The sequence below is a fragment of the Microbacterium sp. genome (assembly GCF_036823965.1).
Taxonomy (GTDB): domain Bacteria; phylum Actinomycetota; class Actinomycetes; order Actinomycetales; family Microbacteriaceae; genus Microbacterium.
The window spans coordinates 157,953-173,352 of the sequence record NZ_DAITBE010000001.1 but is presented as its reverse complement, the minus strand read 5'-3'; the positions used below and the strand labels follow the sequence as shown (position 1 = coordinate 173,352).

13 protein-coding genes are annotated in these 15,400 nt (G+C 69.4%); 3 read left to right on the top strand and 10 right to left on the bottom strand.

Annotation, left to right across the window (positions count from 1 at the left end):
* Position 1: 1 nt before the first annotated feature.
* Positions 2-1,069, bottom strand: a complete 1,068-nt coding sequence (locus V7Z82_RS00815) for a glycosyltransferase (protein WP_334146988.1) — start codon at positions 1,067-1,069, stop codon at positions 2-4.
* Positions 1,070-1,198: 129 nt separating this feature from the next.
* Between V7Z82_RS00815 and V7Z82_RS00810 the strand changes: the two genes are divergently transcribed.
* Both V7Z82_RS00810 and V7Z82_RS00805 read left to right on the top strand, forming a co-directional pair.
* Positions 1,199-2,962 carry a DUF4012 domain-containing protein gene (locus V7Z82_RS00810; protein ID WP_334146986.1) on the top strand — a complete coding sequence of 588 codons (1,764 nt, stop codon included), beginning with the start codon at positions 1,199-1,201 and terminating at the stop codon, positions 2,960-2,962.
* Positions 2,963-3,103: 141 nt separating this feature from the next.
* Positions 3,104-3,688 (top strand): hypothetical protein, encoded by a 585-nt coding sequence (locus V7Z82_RS00805; protein ID WP_334146983.1) that lies wholly within the window; start codon positions 3,104-3,106, stop codon positions 3,686-3,688.
* A 282-nt stretch (positions 3,689-3,970) separates the two neighbouring features.
* On the opposite strand, the gene V7Z82_RS00800 is transcribed toward V7Z82_RS00805, so the two are convergent.
* The 6 genes from V7Z82_RS00800 to V7Z82_RS00775 form a co-directional block, all read right to left on the bottom strand.
* Positions 3,971-5,422 (bottom strand): LCP family protein, encoded by a 1,452-nt coding sequence (locus V7Z82_RS00800; RefSeq protein WP_334146981.1) that lies wholly within the window; start codon positions 5,420-5,422, stop codon positions 3,971-3,973.
* Positions 5,419-5,886, bottom strand: a complete 468-nt coding sequence (purE, locus tag V7Z82_RS00795; RefSeq protein WP_334148302.1) for a 5-(carboxyamino)imidazole ribonucleotide mutase — start codon at positions 5,884-5,886, stop codon at positions 5,419-5,421. Before purE ends, V7Z82_RS00800 begins: the two co-directional genes overlap by 4 nt.
* 119 nt (positions 5,887-6,005) lie before the next feature.
* Positions 6,006-7,130: a 5-(carboxyamino)imidazole ribonucleotide synthase gene (locus V7Z82_RS00790; RefSeq protein WP_334146979.1), complete on the bottom strand. Its 1,125-nt coding sequence runs from the start codon at positions 7,128-7,130 to the stop codon at positions 6,006-6,008.
* A 79-nt stretch (positions 7,131-7,209) separates the two neighbouring features.
* A complete protein-coding gene (locus tag V7Z82_RS00785) occupies positions 7,210-7,767 on the bottom strand; it encodes a PH domain-containing protein (RefSeq protein ID WP_334146977.1) in 558 nt (185 codons plus the stop codon).
* A 56-nt stretch (positions 7,768-7,823) separates the two neighbouring features.
* Positions 7,824-8,588: a biotin--[acetyl-CoA-carboxylase] ligase gene (locus V7Z82_RS00780; RefSeq protein WP_334146975.1), complete on the bottom strand. Its 765-nt coding sequence runs from the start codon at positions 8,586-8,588 to the stop codon at positions 7,824-7,826.
* A gap of 2 nt (positions 8,589-8,590) precedes the next feature.
* Positions 8,591-9,874: a CDP-glycerol glycerophosphotransferase family protein gene (locus V7Z82_RS00775; protein ID WP_334146973.1), complete on the bottom strand. Its 1,284-nt coding sequence runs from the start codon at positions 9,872-9,874 to the stop codon at positions 8,591-8,593.
* Positions 9,875-9,988: 114 nt separating this feature from the next.
* On the opposite strand from V7Z82_RS00775, the gene V7Z82_RS00770 reads away from it, so the two are divergent.
* Entirely contained in the window at positions 9,989-11,011 is a 1,023-nt protein-coding gene (locus V7Z82_RS00770; protein WP_334148301.1) for a glycosyltransferase, read from the top strand.
* A 16-nt stretch (positions 11,012-11,027) separates the two neighbouring features.
* On the opposite strand, the gene V7Z82_RS00765 is transcribed toward V7Z82_RS00770, so the two are convergent.
* Genes V7Z82_RS00765 through V7Z82_RS00755 form a run of 3 tightly spaced genes read right to left on the bottom strand, consistent with a single transcriptional unit; the run spans position 11,028 to position 15,337 of the window.
* The gene (locus V7Z82_RS00765) at positions 11,028-12,464 is read right to left on the bottom strand and encodes a CDP-glycerol glycerophosphotransferase family protein (protein ID WP_334146971.1); all 1,437 of its coding nucleotides are present in this window, start codon (positions 12,462-12,464) and stop codon (positions 11,028-11,030) included.
* Positions 12,461-13,714 carry a CDP-glycerol glycerophosphotransferase family protein gene (locus V7Z82_RS00760; RefSeq protein WP_334146969.1) on the bottom strand — a complete coding sequence of 418 codons (1,254 nt, stop codon included), beginning with the start codon at positions 13,712-13,714 and terminating at the stop codon, positions 12,461-12,463. The genes V7Z82_RS00765 and V7Z82_RS00760 overlap by 4 nt, the downstream gene beginning before the upstream one ends.
* A gap of 54 nt (positions 13,715-13,768) precedes the next feature.
* Positions 13,769-15,337: a S1C family serine protease gene (locus V7Z82_RS00755; protein WP_334146967.1), complete on the bottom strand. Its 1,569-nt coding sequence runs from the start codon at positions 15,335-15,337 to the stop codon at positions 13,769-13,771.
* Between the last annotated feature and the right edge of the window lie 63 nt (positions 15,338-15,400).

Sequence of the window (15,400 nt, the reverse complement as noted above, 5' to 3'; positions counted from 1 at the left end):
CTCACAGCTCGGCGTGCAAACCCCACACCCGCTCGGCGGAACTCGCCCAGGAGAAGGCTCGAGAGCGATCCTGTGCGAGCACCCGCAGCCGCTGCGAGTCCGTCGCCGCGCTGATCGCCTCTGCGATCTCGGCAGGCTCCACGAGCATGCCACCGTCCGCGATGACATCGCGGTGTGCCCCCGTGTCCACAGCCACGACCGGGATGCCGAGGGTCATCGCCTCGACCGCGCGCCACGGCCACCCGTGGATCGGATCGGTCGTCGCGAAGGCCGCAGCGCCGGCGAGTGCGGCGGCGCGGTCCTCCTGGTGCAACGCTCCGCGCACATGCGCGCGGCTCTCCGGCAGGCCGGCGGCGGATGCGATGTCGGCCAGCGCCGGCTCAGCTCCTTCCGGCGCATCGAGCACGACGGCGTCCAGCCCTGCTGCGGCCGCGCCGCGGAACCCCTCGGCCAGCGTCTCCTTCGACCCGGTGAGGACCACGTAGCGCTCGGGGAGCGACAGCGCGGCGCGCCGCTCGGCCACGTCGGACGGCCGCGCGAACCCTTCGGGGGCAGCCCCCGCGATCACGCGGATCCGCCCGCCGAACTTCGCGAGCTCGCCGAGACGCTCGGCCACCGCGTGCGATGGCACGACGATCGCGTCGGCATGCTTCACCGCCCGACGCAGCATGGCGCGCTGCCACGCCACGACGGTTCGCGGCAGCGAGTCTGCCGCGTCCCAGGCACGCAGATCCCAGACCGTCACGACCGTCTGATCGTTGTCGTGGACCCGGTCGTGGCGGATCAGCGGAGCCATCAGTGTCGCGGAGTGGATCAGCCCACCGCCGACGCCTGGTGCGATCCCCATCTGCCAGGAGGCGGCGAGCTCACGCCGTGCGAGTGCGAGGGTGCGGATCTCGCCAACGCCGTCGACCGGCACCTCTGCATTGGCGGGCACGATCGCATCGACCGCACAGCCCGACGGCGTCGTCGACACGAGGCCGCGCGCGAGATCCAGCGCCGCAGCGGCGTGATCTGCGTCGACGACGTGCACGAGCTGATCCAGAACAACACGCAGCCGAGCACCCATGTCCTCAGGTTAACCGCGTCCGCTCCCCCAGCCGTGCATCGGCAGGGCCGAACCGTCCGAATGTCAGCATTCGCTCAGCATTCGGCGGCCGGACGACGGCGGATCCCCCGTTCATGCTTGAATGCTCACGTGAGCGACGGTCGACTTCCTGTACGGCGCCGATGGATCGGATGGACCATCGGCATCCTCCTGACGGTCCTCGTCGTCTCGCTCGGCTGGGTCGCTGTTCGAGGCATCGGCGCCGTGAGTGATCTGCAGCAGGTGGCCAAGAGCGCATCTCAGCTCAAGTCCGCGATCGGCTCCGGCGACCTCGAGAGTGCTGCGCCGATCGCAGAACGTATCGCTCACCACGCGCGATCCGCACACGAACTGACGTCGGACCCGATCTGGCAGGCCTTCGGCATCCTGCCCTGGATCGGTCCGAACTTCCACGCGGTGAGCGAGGTCGCCGACATCGCTGACGATGTCGCGACCGACGCACTCACCCCGATGCTCGACGCAGCCGACGGCTTCGACCTGGCGAGCCTCGGCTTCAACGGCGGCGCGATCGACCTCGCCCCCTTCGCCGCGATCGAAGCTCCGTTGGGCGAGGCCGACGACGCCTTGAGCGATGCGGAGTCCCGCGCGAGGAAGATCGACGCCGATGCGACGCTGCCACCGCTCGCCGACGCGGTCCGCGAGATGCGCTCGACCGTGTCGCAGGCCGCGACAGCGGTGGGAGCGCTCCATGGCGCGTCTGTCCTGCTGCCGAGCATGCTGGGCGGAGAGGGGCCACGGAACTACGTGCTCGCGATGCAGAACAACGCCGAGCTGCGCTCCTCAGGTGGCATCGTCGGATCGGTCGCGCTGCTGCACGCCGAGAACGGACAGGTCACGCTGGTGCAGCAGGCGGGCACCCCTGACTTCCCGGCGCTGGACGTCGGGCTCCCGGTGAGCGACTCCACACTCGCCCTCTTCGAGGACCGACCAGGGCGGTATCTGCAGAACATCACGAGCATCCCCGACTTCTCCGAGGCGGCGCCGCTGCTCGCGACGCGGTGGCAGCAGCGGTTCGGCCAGCAGATCGACGGCGTCATCGCGGTCGACACGATCGTGGCGGCCAACCTGATGTCGACCACTGGCGACCTGACGTTCGGGCCGTTCACGGCGACGGCGGACACGATCGTGAGCATCCTGCTCTCCGAGATCTACGCCGCGGTGCCGGACCCGATCGTGCAGGACGCGGTCTTCGCCCAAGCCGCGAGCGGGCTCTTCGGCGCTGCACTCGGGAGCGGCGATCCTCGCGCGCTGGTGGCCGCACTGGCGAAGTCCGCCGACCAGGACCGCATCCGGATCTGGAGCGCGCACGAGGACGAGCAGTCTCTGCTGGCCGCGTCCTCGCTGGGCGGGACGATCCCGACCGACGGCGAGGACGCGACCTACGTCGGCGTGCTGCTGAACGACAGCACCGGCGGCAAGATGGACTTCTACGCGCGCGCCTCGATCGAGACGTCGGTCGGCACGTGCCAGGGCCAGCCGACGACCCAGGTTCGCGTGACGTGGACGAACACCGTCGCCGCCGACGTGGTGCCCACCTTGACCGACTACGTCACCGGCGGCGGCAACTTCGATGTGCCGATCGGCTCGACGAGCACGCTGATCGCCGTGTACGGCCCCGAGGGATCCACCCCGTCGCACACCGACCGGGACGGCGCAGAAGAGGGCGTGCAGACCGCGACACTCGGCGATCGCGCCGTCGTGCAGCACGAAGTGCTCCTGGCGCCCGGCGAGTCGAGCACGATCACCGTCGAATTCCAGGGCACCGGCTCCGGAGAGCGCCTCACGGAGGTGCAGCACACCCCGCTGATCGACACTCCGAAGACGACACGAGGGAAACTGACCTGCGCGTCGTGACATTGCAGCGCGGATAGGGTACTGTCATCCTCACTGGGGAATATCTGGGTTCTGTCATCTTGCCGTGGGGGCAGGGGAATCCACGCAGTCGGACGCAGGGGTGTGTCTGAAGGCGATTCCGCGTGAAATCTGGGGAGAATCATGCTGAAAAAACTGGCTGCAATCAGCCTGACCGTTGGCGCACTCGTGCTCTTCGCACCTGCCGTCGCCACTGCCGCGCCGTCTGTTCCGGCCGCGTCATCCGACTCCTATGCGGACAAGCCCGGTGTGAAGGTCAACGACCCGATCATCGACATCTGCGAGGTCTCGACCGTCGTCTTCGGACCCGGCTACTTCCTGCCGTCCGAGAATGTGGGCGTGTCGGTGTCCGGTCTCAACGCCGCCGACTCCTCGGTGTCGGGGAACACCGCTGGCGCCGATGGCGGCCTGACGCTGACGTTCCGTCCGCCGTCCGACGGCGAGGGTTCGTACGCGATCGCCTTCTCGGGATCGCGTTCGTACACGGCGACCATCACGGTCTCGCACGGCCATGATGCAGCCGTCAGCTGCGATCACGACCCGGGCGTCGCCGCGGCCGGCACGGAGCTTCCGCTCACCGGCACCGGCATCGAGCTGGCGCTCACCGGTGGCAGCGTTTCACCGTGGATCCTGGGTGGCGGCGCTGTGGCGCTGGTCGCCGGAGGCGCTCTCGTCGCCGCAGGAGCCGCACGCCGCAAGCGCGCCTAAGTCCGATCGCCGCCTCGTGCGGTGGTCGACTGGACGACGGTGATCCCTCCCCCTCCGATCACCGTCGTCTGGTGATTCCGGTCATGCACCGGAAAGCCCACGACCGTCCCCTCATCTCTCACGGGACGGTCGTGGGCTGTTCTACGCCTGCGCGCAGGTCCGGGGTGGGCGGATCCGCGTCGAGCACGTCGCGCGTCGGGCACGCAGCAGCGTGGGCCGAGGGCACGGGTCACCAGGGGATCACGCGTGATCGATCCCATCGGTGCATGGGCCACCACCTGGTCAGGGCGTCGGCGTCGGTGTCTCCGTCGGCGGGTGGAGCGCCTGCTGGATCATCTCGTGGATGTAGGCGTAATCGGGCTGGTGCTCATCGACGCCCTGCTCGGGGGTGAGCTCGATCGTCGTGACCGGCTGCTCCTTGGCCTTCAGCATGAGATCGAAGAACTCGGGCAGCTTGTCCTGCGGGAGATCGGTGTCGATCAGCGCTGTTCCGGCCGCAGCCACCTCGTTGAACCGTGTCAGCACCGTCTGCGGCGTGAACTGGCCGAGGATCGCCTCCTGCAGTTCGCGCTGACGCTTCATCCGGTCCCAGTCGCTCGTCGTGTATCGCGAGCGGGCGTACCACTGCGCCGTGTCGCCGTCCATGCGCTGCTGCCCTGGTTCGATCCAGCCGATCGCCCATTCGTTGACGTCGGTGCCGTGCCAGCCCTCAGGTGGTCCCCCCTTGGGCAGTCGCTCGGTGACGTTGATGTCGACGCCGCCGAGGGCATCGACGAGCTCGGCGAACCCGTGCATGTCGACGAAGACGTAATACGGGATCTTGATGCCGAGCACACCCTCGGCCGCATCCTTGGTCGCCTCGATGCCGGGGGCGGAGCCCTGGGCATCCGCATCCGGATACAGGCCCTTGCCCTCATCGTCGCGGCAGATCTCGGCGGCGTTTCGCACGTGATTCATCCAGCCGTTCCAGCCGCAGGTCGACGAGGCGTAGCCTTCGAAGCCGTTCGGGTAGAGCGCCTGCATGGGGCTGCCCTCGCTGAACGGCGCGTTGGGCAGCTCGCGAGGGATGCCGGTGATCGTGACAGCTCCGGAGGTGGCGTTGACCGAGACGACGGAGATGCTGTCGAAGCGCATGGAGTCGCGTCCGTCACCGCTGTCGGCGCCGAGGAGCAGGATGTTGTAATACCCCTCGTCCGGGGGCAGGCTCGGTCCGCTCTGCCCGAAGATCGAGCCGATCGCGTCACGCGTGGAGCCCACGGCGGTCGCGGCATACGCAGCGCCTCCGCCGACGAGTCCGAGGAGCACGAGAGCCACCACCGGGATCGCGAAGCGCTGCGCGGGCGGCACTCGCACCAGCCGGACGAGTCGCAGGGTGTCGAAGGTCAGCACGATCCACAGCACCGCGTACCCGACCAGCGCGACCTGCAGCAGGGTCAGCAGGAGCGCCGAGAACCAGCCGGCACTGATCAGCCAGAGCAGCACCGGACGGGCGAAGAGCGCGAGGCCGGCGGCGACGATCACCAGGAACCAGGCGCTCAGTGTCGCGCCGAGGCCGAAGCGCCCGAGCTTGCGACTGCCTGCGAGCACCTGTGCCGAGCCGGGAAGGAGCACGTTGAGGACGACGAGCCACCAGCCGCGCTTCGCCATGCCGCCGGCGTCTGATGTGTCCGGGTGCCGCAGCGGCCGGGTCTCGATCAGCGGCCGGGCGGTGGCGCGCGGCGGCGCCAGGGTCACAGCGACTCCTTCAACCGTTCGTTCTTCGCCTCGACCTGGGCCTCGAGCTCGCCCGCGTACGCTTCCACGCGGGCCGCGAGTTCATCGTCGGACGTTCCGAGGATCCGAGCCGCGAGCAGACCTGCGTTTCGAGCTCCGCCGATCGAGACTGTGGCGACCGGGATGCCGGCCGGCATCTGCACGATCGAGAGGAGCGAGTCCATTCCGTCGAGGTACGCCAGCGGCACCGGTACACCGACGACGGGCAACGCGGTCATCGACGCGAGCATGCCAGGCAGATGCGCTGCTCCCCCGGCTCCTGCGATGATGACGCGGATGCCGCGGCCGCGTGCTTCGCGGGCGTAGCTCATGAGCTTGTCCGGCGTGCGGTGAGCGGACACCACCTCGACCTCGTGCGGGATACCGAAGTCGGTGAGCGCCTGGGATGCATCGCTCATCACGCGCCAGTCGGAATCAGAACCCATGACGACGCCGACGAGGGGCGCGGCGGAGGAATGCAGTGGCTCGGTCACCCACTCAGGCTACGGTCTGGCGCTGGAGATTCCCCCAACGGCACGCGGCTGCGCCCCCAGAACTCGACGCCTCAGTCGAAATGCACAGCTGCCGCACGGGCGACGTAGACCGCATCGTCGAGGTCATCGCCCGACACGTTCACGTGACCGACCTTGCGACCGGGGCGCGGTTCCTTGCCGTAGGTGTGGATCTTGGCGGAAGGATGCTCGGCCATCGCCGCGCCGAAGCGCTGCCCGATCGTGCCCTCGACCGGTCCGCCGAGGATGTTCACCATGACCGACCATGCCGCTCGTGGGGCAGTGCTGCCCAGCGGCAGATCCGCGACCGCACGCAGGTGCTGCTCGAACTGGCCGGTGACGGCACCGTCCTGGCTCCAGTGCCCGCTGTTGTGGGGCCGCATCGCGAGCTCGTTCACGAGGATGCGGTCGTCGTCGGTCTCGAACAGCTCCACCGCGAGCATGCCGGTGACCTGCAGGCCCTCCGCGATGCTGCGGCCGATGCCCTCAGCGACCTGCACGAGCCGATCGGATGCCGCGGGGGCCGGCGCGATGACCTCGGCGCAGACGCCGTCGCGCTGCACGGTCTCGACGACCGGGTAGGCCACGATCTCTCCGCTCGGGCGCCGAGCCACCTGCTGCGCGAGTTCGCGTACGAACGGCACGAGCTCCTCGACCAGCAGTGCGTCGTCGTCGACGAGCGCACCGAGCCAGTCGTCGGCCTCGGCGGCAGCACGCACGACACGCACGCCCTTTCCGTCGTAGCCGCCGCGCGGCGTCTTCACGACGCCGGCGCCGTGGTGAGCGTCGAGGAAGTCCTGCAGCTCGGCCGGCGTGCGCACGGCTGCCCACTCCGGCTGCGGAACGCCCAGCTCTGCGAGCTTCGCGCGCATGACCAGCTTGTCCTGTGCGAACTGCAGTGCATCAGGGCCGGGGTGCACCGCAACGCCGTCGGCGACGAGTGCGCGCAGCACATCCTGCGGCACGTGCTCGTGGTCGAAGGTGATCACGTCGACGTCCTGAGCGAAGGCACGAACGACATCGAGATCGCGGTAGTCCCCGACAGCCGTCGCAGCGAGCGAGGCCGACATCCCCTCCGCCTCGGCGAGCACCCTCAGCTCGAGCCCGAGCTCGACCGCCGGGGCGATCATCATCCGAGCGAGCTGTCCTCCGCCGATCACGCCTACACGCAGCGCCATGTGCCGCCTCCATTCGTCGTGACCATTCTCTCGCATCCGGGCGGGAGCGGATCACCGCTTCACGTCGCGGCCGGCAGGCTCAGCGCTCTGTCGAGCCGTCCGCCCCCGTCGACTGCGCGTCGCGGTGCGCGAGGATCTGACTGACCTCGATCTGATCGGCCAGCGTCTCATGCACGAGCGTCACGTTCGGTACGTTCTGCAGCACGAGCGGAGTGTCGACACCGTTGGACAGCGTGATCGATCCGGTGCCCCACATCCGCTGCAGAGGCCCCCGTCGAACGGCGATCGTGTAGCCGCGGGCGTGAGACATCTCACGTCGATGCGTCGAGCCGATGCCGCGGTGCGCGATCACGCGCCTGGTCGTGACGGTCGTGCGTCGAGAGAGCCAGACGACGTACGGCACCACCACCAGCAGCAGCACGAGCGCCCCGGATGCCGCGAGCAGCATCCAGTTCTCGAACGGCGCCGGAAGATTGTCGTAGAAATAGGCCGTGGCGCCGAACGCGGCGACCAGGACAAGCGCTGACCAGAAGAGCCGACGTGCGTGACCCCGGAACCGCGCGATCATCAGCTCTTCCGAAGGCACACCGGGCGGCGGCATCATCGGCCGCCCTCCGAGGGTCACAGGCTGGGTCACCCCACCATTGTGCCCGTGTTCTCGGACAACGCGGTCTTGGCGGCGGCGTGTCAGTCTCAGGCGAGTCGCGCGTGCACGACGTCGCCGGCGGAGATCGCGTGGTCGACGCCACCTGCGGCGACGAGCAGGCGACCGTCGACATCGAGTCCGGTGGCGATTCCTTCGAGCAGTCGCTCGCCGGGCAGCGACACGCGCACGCGGCGCCCGATCGTCGCGCAGCGGGCTGTCACGGCGGCGTGCACGCCGCTGCCGGCAGCGTCGCCTGACTGGGCCAGGGCTGCGAGATGCGTCCGCAGCCCACCGAGGTAGTCGGCGAGCAGACGATCCTGATCGACCTCCGCCCCTTCGGCCGCGAACGAGGTCGCCGTCGGCACCGGGAGCTGATCCGCAGTCATCCGGGTGTTCACGCCGGATCCGACGATCACCGCAGTCCCTGCGGCCTCGGCGAGGATGCCGCAGATCTTCCGCTCGTCGACCAGCACGTCGTTCGGCCACTTCACCGAGACCTCGCGTCCCGGCAACTGCGCCGCGACCGCATCGCTCATCGCCGCGCCGGCGATGAGCGGGATCCATCCGCGTGCCGTCACATCGTCGGGGAGGTCGCGCAGGAGCACCGAGACCGCCAGCGAGGATCCGGGCGGGGCCACCCAGACGCGGTCGAGCCGTCCTCGTCCAGCGGTCTGATTGTCCGTGACCAGCACCGACAGGTGGGGCCAGGACGCCGCCTCCGACGCATGCGCTCGGAGGTCGGCGTTGGTCGATCCTGTCGCGGCGACCGCTTCGAAGCGGCTCGCGACGGCCGCGGCGCGGGGAAAGCCCATGCTCAGAGCTCCTCGTCGTCGGCTTCTTCGTCGTCGTCGTCCTCGTCCGCAGGCGCGGCGCCGACCTCGTGCGCACGCCAGCGCTCCCACTCGGCCATGAGCTGCTCGATCGCCTGGTGGAACTTCTCCGTCGCGACGCCGGGCGTGGTGTCCCCGAAGTAGTGCCGCACCCACATCTGCAGCCGGGCGATGGCAGCCTCGTCGTCGCGGACCCGCTGCACTTCGGCGACGATGTCCTTCGCACTCTCCGTCGTCAACCACTCGCAGTCGGAGAGGTACCCCTTGGTGTCGATCGATGCACGCTCGTCAGCGGGGCGCGTGATCATGAGCGGCTTGCCTGCCGCGAGTCGGTCGTAGACCATGGCCGAGATGTCGACGATCGCGACATCCGCCTCGGCGAGCTGCCAGCCGAGTTCTGCACCGTGGTCGTACACGTGCTGTGCGCGGGGATCGGCGGCGTTGGCCGCCTCGATCGCCGCGATGATGCGCCGGTGCGCTGCGCCGTACTCGTCGTCGATCACACCGCTGCGCGGGTGCGGGCGGTAGATGACCCGGTGCGCGTCGGAGGCGAGCAGCTGGGTCACGAGTGTCTCGCCGTGCGTCGCGATCGATCCGTAGTGCGCGCTCGGGCGGTCGCCCTCCCAGGTCGGGGCGTAGAGCACGACGGTGCGCTCATCGGGCGTGTACGGCAGCACGCCGGAGAAGTGGTCGGCCTGCGGGCGTCCGATCTCGATCGTCCTGCGGTCGATGTCGTAGTCCCAGAGCGTGCGCGACAGCCGGTCGCGAGCGGCCTGTCCTGCGACCAGGGCGTAGTCGTACGCCTTGTACTGGTTCGTGGTCATGTACATCTTGTCGGACTCGCCGTGGTTGATGAAGACGTGCCAGCGACGGCCGTAGCGGAACATCTGGAAGTTCCGGGTGTTCTGGTTCACGTAGAGGACGATCCGGATGTCCTGGGCGGCGATGAATCGCTCGAGATCGCGGATCGTCGGCACGAACGCGACCGGAGGCGCATCCTCGTCGAGCAGCTTCTCGGCACCGCTCGCGTTGCGGGCGAGCACGACGACCGGCCAGCGCGTTGCCAGCTCGGCGAGCGGCCGGTACCACTGGCGCATCTGGTACATGTTGACGGCGCCGTCGGCGAAGTACACCGCGATCTTGAAGTGCCCTTCCGGTGGCGGCGGCGTGTCCGTCAGCCGCCGCCGCACGCGCTGCACGGCCGCTCGGGATGCCAGTGCGCGTTTCAGGAGACGGTATGCCTTCTTCGCGTCAGACAATGCACCCATCCCTCCAGAGTACTGAGTCCATCGAAGTTCCAGGCAGCGTGGGCGCCACCGTGACATGATCGAGAGGTGCAGGAGAGTCAAGCCGCCGGAGCCGCGACAGGGGTCTCCTTCGTGATGCCGGTGCTGAACGAACGCGCATACCTCGAGCACGCTGTCGCCTCCGTCCTGGCACAGGAGCTGGACGGCCCGGCAGAGCTCGTGCTCGCCCTCGGCCCGTCCAGCGACGGCACCACCGAGCTCGCGCACCGACTGGCGGCAACCGACGACCGCATCCGGCTCGTCGAGAACCCGGCCGCCCACATCCCCGTCGGGCTCAACGCCGCGATCCGGGCCAGCCGCTACTCGACGATCGTCCGCGTCGACGCGCACTCCGAGCTCTCCCCCGGCTACGCCGAGCGGGCTCTGCGCACGCTCGAGCGCACCGGCGCTGCCAACGTCGGCGGCGTGATGCATGCCGAGGGACGCGCCCCCTTCCAGAAATCGGTCGCACGCCTGTACAACTCCCCCGTCGGCCTCGGCGGCGGCGCCTATCACGGCGGCGCGCACGAGGGCGAAGCCGAGTCGGCGTACCTCGGCGTGATGCGCCGAGCCGTGCTCGACGAGGTCGGACTGTTCGACGAGTCGATCCGCCGCGGTGAGGACTGGGAGCTCAACCTGCGCATCCGGCAGGCTGGCCACCTGGTGTGGTTCGATCCGAAGCTGTCGGTGACGTACTGGCCGCGCGAGAGCTGGCTGCGGCTGGCACGTCAGTTCCGGGCGACCGGTGCGTGGCGCGGCGAGCTCGTGCGTCGCTTCGGACGCCGCAACGGCCTGCGCTTCTTCGCGCCACCGGCGCTCGTGCTGCTTCTCGCCCTGGCCATCGTGGTCGGCGTCCTGCAGCTGACCGGTGTGCTGAGCGGGATCGCGTCGCTCATCGCCTCCGTCGTGTACGTGCCGCTGGCGCTCTACGTGCTGCTCGTCGTGGCCGTCGCACTGTCACCCGGCGGTGGCAGCATCCGGCAACGACTGTGGACGCTGGTGGTGCTCCCGACGATGCACCTGTCCTGGGGCGTCGGGTTCCTGGCCGGCGTGCTCCGAGGAGCGCACGACACGGTCGACGCTTCGCGCCTGGGCACCCGCAACACCCCGCTCCCCTGAGCGAGGCAGCAGCGGGTCAGCGGGTGACGAATCCCTGATCGAGGATGCGGTCCACCACCCGTTCGGCGGCTCGACCGTCGTCACGTGCGTTGAACTGGGCGCGCCACGCCGCATACCGCGATGCGTAGGCGGCCTCGGTGCCGGCGTCCGCGAGCGCCTCGGCCAGCTCATCCTGCGAGCGCACGAGCGGGCCGGGTGCTCGCTCAGCGAGATCGAAGTAGAACCCTCGCAGCTCACCGCGATAGTGGTCGAGATCCGGCACCAGGAAGTACATCGGCTTGCCGGTCACGCTGAAGTCGAACATCACCGATGAGTAGTCCGTGATGAGCGCATCCGCGGCGAGCAGCAGCTGCGCGGTCTCCGGGTAACCGGTGACGTCGATCACCCTGGCCCCGGAATGGTCTCGACCCTGCAGCAGCGTGCGCGAGTGCCCTCGGACCAGCACCACGGCATCCGTCTGCGTCGCAAGCAGCTCCGCGTCGATGAAGTCGACCATCTCGCTGCGATCGTCGCGCCAGGTCGGTGCGTACAACAGCACCCGCTCGTCCGCCTCGATGCCGAGTGCGGCACGGATGGCCGCTGGATCGCCCGTCGTGAGCGCATCGTTGCGGGGATACCCCTCGACCCAGATCGGGCGCCCGAAGAACGCATATGCCTTCTTGAGGATACGAGCCGAGTAGGGGTTCTGCGCGAGCAGCACGTCCCATCGCCTGGACTCCTTCACGACGGCGGCCATGCGCCGCGGATCGAAGCCCGGCCGGTGCAGCGCAAGCCGCTTCAACGGGGTCCCGTGCCACGTCTGCAGCACCTTCTGTCCGGCCTTGCGGGCGAAGCGGCGACGCAGCCAGTCGTTCACCACGAGGAGTCGCGCTGCGGCGCGGGCGCGCCACCATTCCGGACTGCCTTCGACGACCGCGATCGCGCCGTCCGGCACCGGCACCGACAGGTCGACGACGCTCCAGTAGCGCAGCACACCAGGAGCGCGGACAGCGAGCTCCCGGTCGATCGCCTGCGGGTTGCAGCCGACGCTGCGGCCGTAGAAGCTCTCGAAGAAGACAGCGTTCTCGGTGCCGCCGACCTGCGCGACGTAGCGCTCCTCGAGCGTCGTCTGCCCCTCGACGCTCTCATACACCGGGTCGACGGGTGCTGCGATCCGCACCTGCGTGCCGTCGACGGCGATGCGCAACCCGGAGAGCACGGTCGGCACGATGTCGAGTTCGCCGAGTTCGATGCCGTCGATCACCAGCTCGTAGTCGCCGGTCGGGAGCGGCAGGGTCGGTCCGCCCCACCGCGAGGCTTCGAGCGGGAACGTCGCCTTCCAGGTCTTGCCGCCGCCGGTGATGCGACCCTCGACGCGGGCGCGGGGCCCGACCAGGTGCGCACTCGCCGGACGCGGCCCGGTGCCTGCGATGATCAGCGTCGCTGCCGCATCATCGATCCGGGCCGTTGTCATGCTGCTCCCTTCGGCGCGGGGACGCCCCGCGCGCGGATTGCCTGATACACCCGTCGGGTGTTGCGTCCATCGCGGTACGCATGCATCTCTGCGCTGAGCGTATCGGACCGCGCGGACCGCTCGGCGAACACACTCTCGTCGGACAGCACCTCGCCGAGCTGCCGCAGCAGCGCATCCCAATCGCTTGCCGCATCGGCGCCGGCGACGTCCTCGAAGCGCCCGTAGAAGCCGCGGGTGCCGGCGTACTCGACCGCATCAGGCGCGAGGTAGAGCACCGGCATACGCAGCAGCCCGACGTCGTACGCGAGCGAGGAGTAGTCCGTCACGAGCACGTCGACGGCCGGGAGCACGGGAGTGACATCCGGCAGCAGGCCTGCACCGAGCATCCGCACCCGTCGGCTCGGCACGCTCGGCGCGTAGCCGCCCTCACCGAGCGGATGCGACCGCACCAGCAGGATCGCGTCGTTCGCCTCGAGGACGCGGATGATCTCCACCCACTCGGCAGCGGACGGCACTGCCGGGTCCTCGGCGCCGTCCCGCCAGGTCGGGGCGTACAGGATGGTGCGCGCAGACGACGGCAGCTCGCCGACTGCGTCATGAAGCGCGGATGCGGCACGATCGCGTCGCTCGGCGGCGGTTCCGTGTGAGAGCACGTCGACACGTGGCTCCCCCGTCACGATGACTCGGCCGTCCGGCAGGCTGAACGCCGATTCCAGGCGGCCCCGCGAGCGATGCGAGGCGGCAGGGAGCACGCGGATCCGCTGGGCGGCGCCACGATACAGGAATGCGATGACCTTCCGCAGGATCGCAGCACCGGGGACCGACGGCACCTGCGTGGTGGCCGGCGAGTCCAGGCCGATCCGCTTGAGGGGGATGCCGTGCCAGAGCTGCACGAGGAAAGCGCCGGAGTTCGCGTAGCGATTCACATCGCCCAGACCGTGCGTGACGACGAGCACCCCGGCGCGCGCGGTCGCCCACCACCCCCGCAGACCGTGCTTGCGGACCGTGCGGATGCCGAGTGCGGCCGCATCACGGTCCTCGCGCTCGGAGGATGTCAGCCAGAGGGTGGGATGACCCGCCTCGGCGGCGACCTTCTGCAACGCGAGCGCGCCGTCGCCGACGCCGGCGCCGCAGCCGAAGACCCAGGTCGACCCTCGGGGCACGAGCACGGTACCGATGCGCCCGACGGCATACAACGGGATCCGGAGCAGCTTGGCCGCATTGCCGGAGCCGAAAGAGAAGGACGCCACTCCGCGAGCCTATCGCGGGGTGGCGTCCTTCTCTGTGAGCGGGTCCGCCCTGGGTCAGCCGCCGAGTGCGCCGAGCGTCACGTCGGCCTCGTACTCCTTGCCACCCCGGTTGTAGGTGACGGTCGCATCGCTGCCGGCGGCCGCTGCCCGCACCTGGGCGGTGAGGTCGCTGGCGCTGGTGATCGGCACGCCGTTGAACGCGGTGACGATGTCATCTGCCTTGAGACCGCCGCCGGCGGCAGCGCCGCCGGCGCTCACCTCGGCGATGTACGCCCCGGCGACGTCCGCATTCTCGACGGACGACGCGTCGCGCACCGAAGCGCCGAGGAGTCCATGCGTCGCGGTTCCGTCGGCGATGATCTCCTCCGACACGCGCTGCGCGATGTTCGAGGGGATCGAGAAGCCGAGTCCGATCGAACCGCCCTGCTCGGAGTCGCCCGAGCTCGCGATCGCCACGTTGATGCCGATCAGCTCGCCCTTGCTGTTGACGAGCGCACCGCCGGAGTTGCCGTGGTTGATCGCCGCATCGGTCTGGATGACCGCGATGGAGATCGAGTCGGTGGTCGACTGCGCACCGGATCCGGGGAGATCGAACTGGAACGGTCCCTGCTGTCCGTCCTCAGGGGCCTGCTCCTGCGGCGCATCCTCGGACGAGGAGTCGGGCAATGCGGAGGAGGCGATCTGGATGCTGCGGTTCAGCGCACTGACGATGCCCGTCGTCACCGAGTTCGCAAGCCCGAGCGGCGCGCCGAGGGCCACAGCGGTGTCGCCGACATTGAGCTTCGACGAATCGGCGAACTCGATGGGGGTGAGTCCCTTGGCGTCGGTCAGCTTGATGACGGCGAGGTCGTACACGGGGTCGGTCCCGACGACGGTGGCGTTGTAGATGCGGCCGTCGGAGGCCGTGACGCGGATCGTCGGGTCGGCGACTGCGCCGCCCAGCGTGACGACGTGCGTGTTCGTGAGCACGTAGCCGTCTTCGCTGATGATGACACCGGAGCCGCTGCCTGCCTCGCTCGAACCCGAGACCTCGATCGTGACGACCGAGGGCAGCGCCTTGGAGGCCACTGCTGTGGTCTCGTTGACCGAGCCCGGGTTGTTCACGGTGACCGTCTGCGGCCCTTCCGCGACGCCGGTCGACGGCGTGTTGCCGACCGCGGTCCAGATCGCACCGCCGCCGAACCCGGCGACACCGCCGACGAGGGCGGCTGCGACCACGAGGGCAGCGATCTTGACGCCGCCGCGGGGCTTCGTGCCCTTGACCTTGGTCGCGCCGTCTGCAGCGGCATCCGTGCCGATCGGGGCGCCGAGCGGAATCGTGCTGCCGTACGGCAGCGTCGCCTGCGTCGGCGAAGCGGTGTGGATGCCGAACGCCGCGCCACCGGCGGAGGCCGTCGGAGCGCTGCTCGGCTGATGGGTGGGCGTCGCGGGAGCCTGCGCCGCGATGCCGGGCGCCGGCGACGCGAACGTCTGCGGAACCTCGTGACCGGCCGGGGCCGCCGGAGTGGCGGGAGCGACGGGGGTGTTGTCGGCGGCCGCGTTCGGAGCCGCATCAGCGGCCCCTGCAGCCTCGGTGGACGGCACGTCGGGTGCCGAGTGGTCGTGGGTGTTGTCTTCGTTCATGGTGTGCTCCTTCAACAACGCTCCTTCAGACTGCCGCCCATGTCTGTGCGTTTCGTATGGCGA

Coding starts and splice junctions, on each gene's coding strand:
- V7Z82_RS00815 (WP_334146988.1), bottom strand. CDS start 1,069: ATGGGTGCTCGGCTGCGTGTTGTTCTGGATCAGCTCGTGCACGTCGTC.
- V7Z82_RS00805 (WP_334146983.1), top strand. CDS start 3,104: ATGCTGAAAAAACTGGCTGCAATCAGCCTGACCGTTGGCGCACTCGTG.
- purE (WP_334148302.1), bottom strand. CDS start 5,886: ATGGGTTCTGATTCCGACTGGCGCGTGATGAGCGATGCATCCCAGGCG.
- V7Z82_RS00790 (WP_334146979.1), bottom strand. CDS start 7,130: ATGGCGCTGCGTGTAGGCGTGATCGGCGGAGGACAGCTCGCTCGGATG.
- V7Z82_RS00780 (WP_334146975.1), bottom strand. CDS start 8,588: ATGGGCTTTCCCCGCGCCGCGGCCGTCGCGAGCCGCTTCGAAGCGGTC.
- V7Z82_RS00775 (WP_334146973.1), bottom strand. CDS start 9,874: ATGGGTGCATTGTCTGACGCGAAGAAGGCATACCGTCTCCTGAAACGC.
- V7Z82_RS00770 (WP_334148301.1), top strand. CDS start 9,989: ATGCCGGTGCTGAACGAACGCGCATACCTCGAGCACGCTGTCGCCTCC.
- V7Z82_RS00765 (WP_334146971.1), bottom strand. CDS start 12,464: ATGACAACGGCCCGGATCGATGATGCGGCAGCGACGCTGATCATCGCA.
- V7Z82_RS00755 (WP_334146967.1), bottom strand. CDS start 15,337: ATGAACGAAGACAACACCCACGACCACTCGGCACCCGACGTGCCGTCC.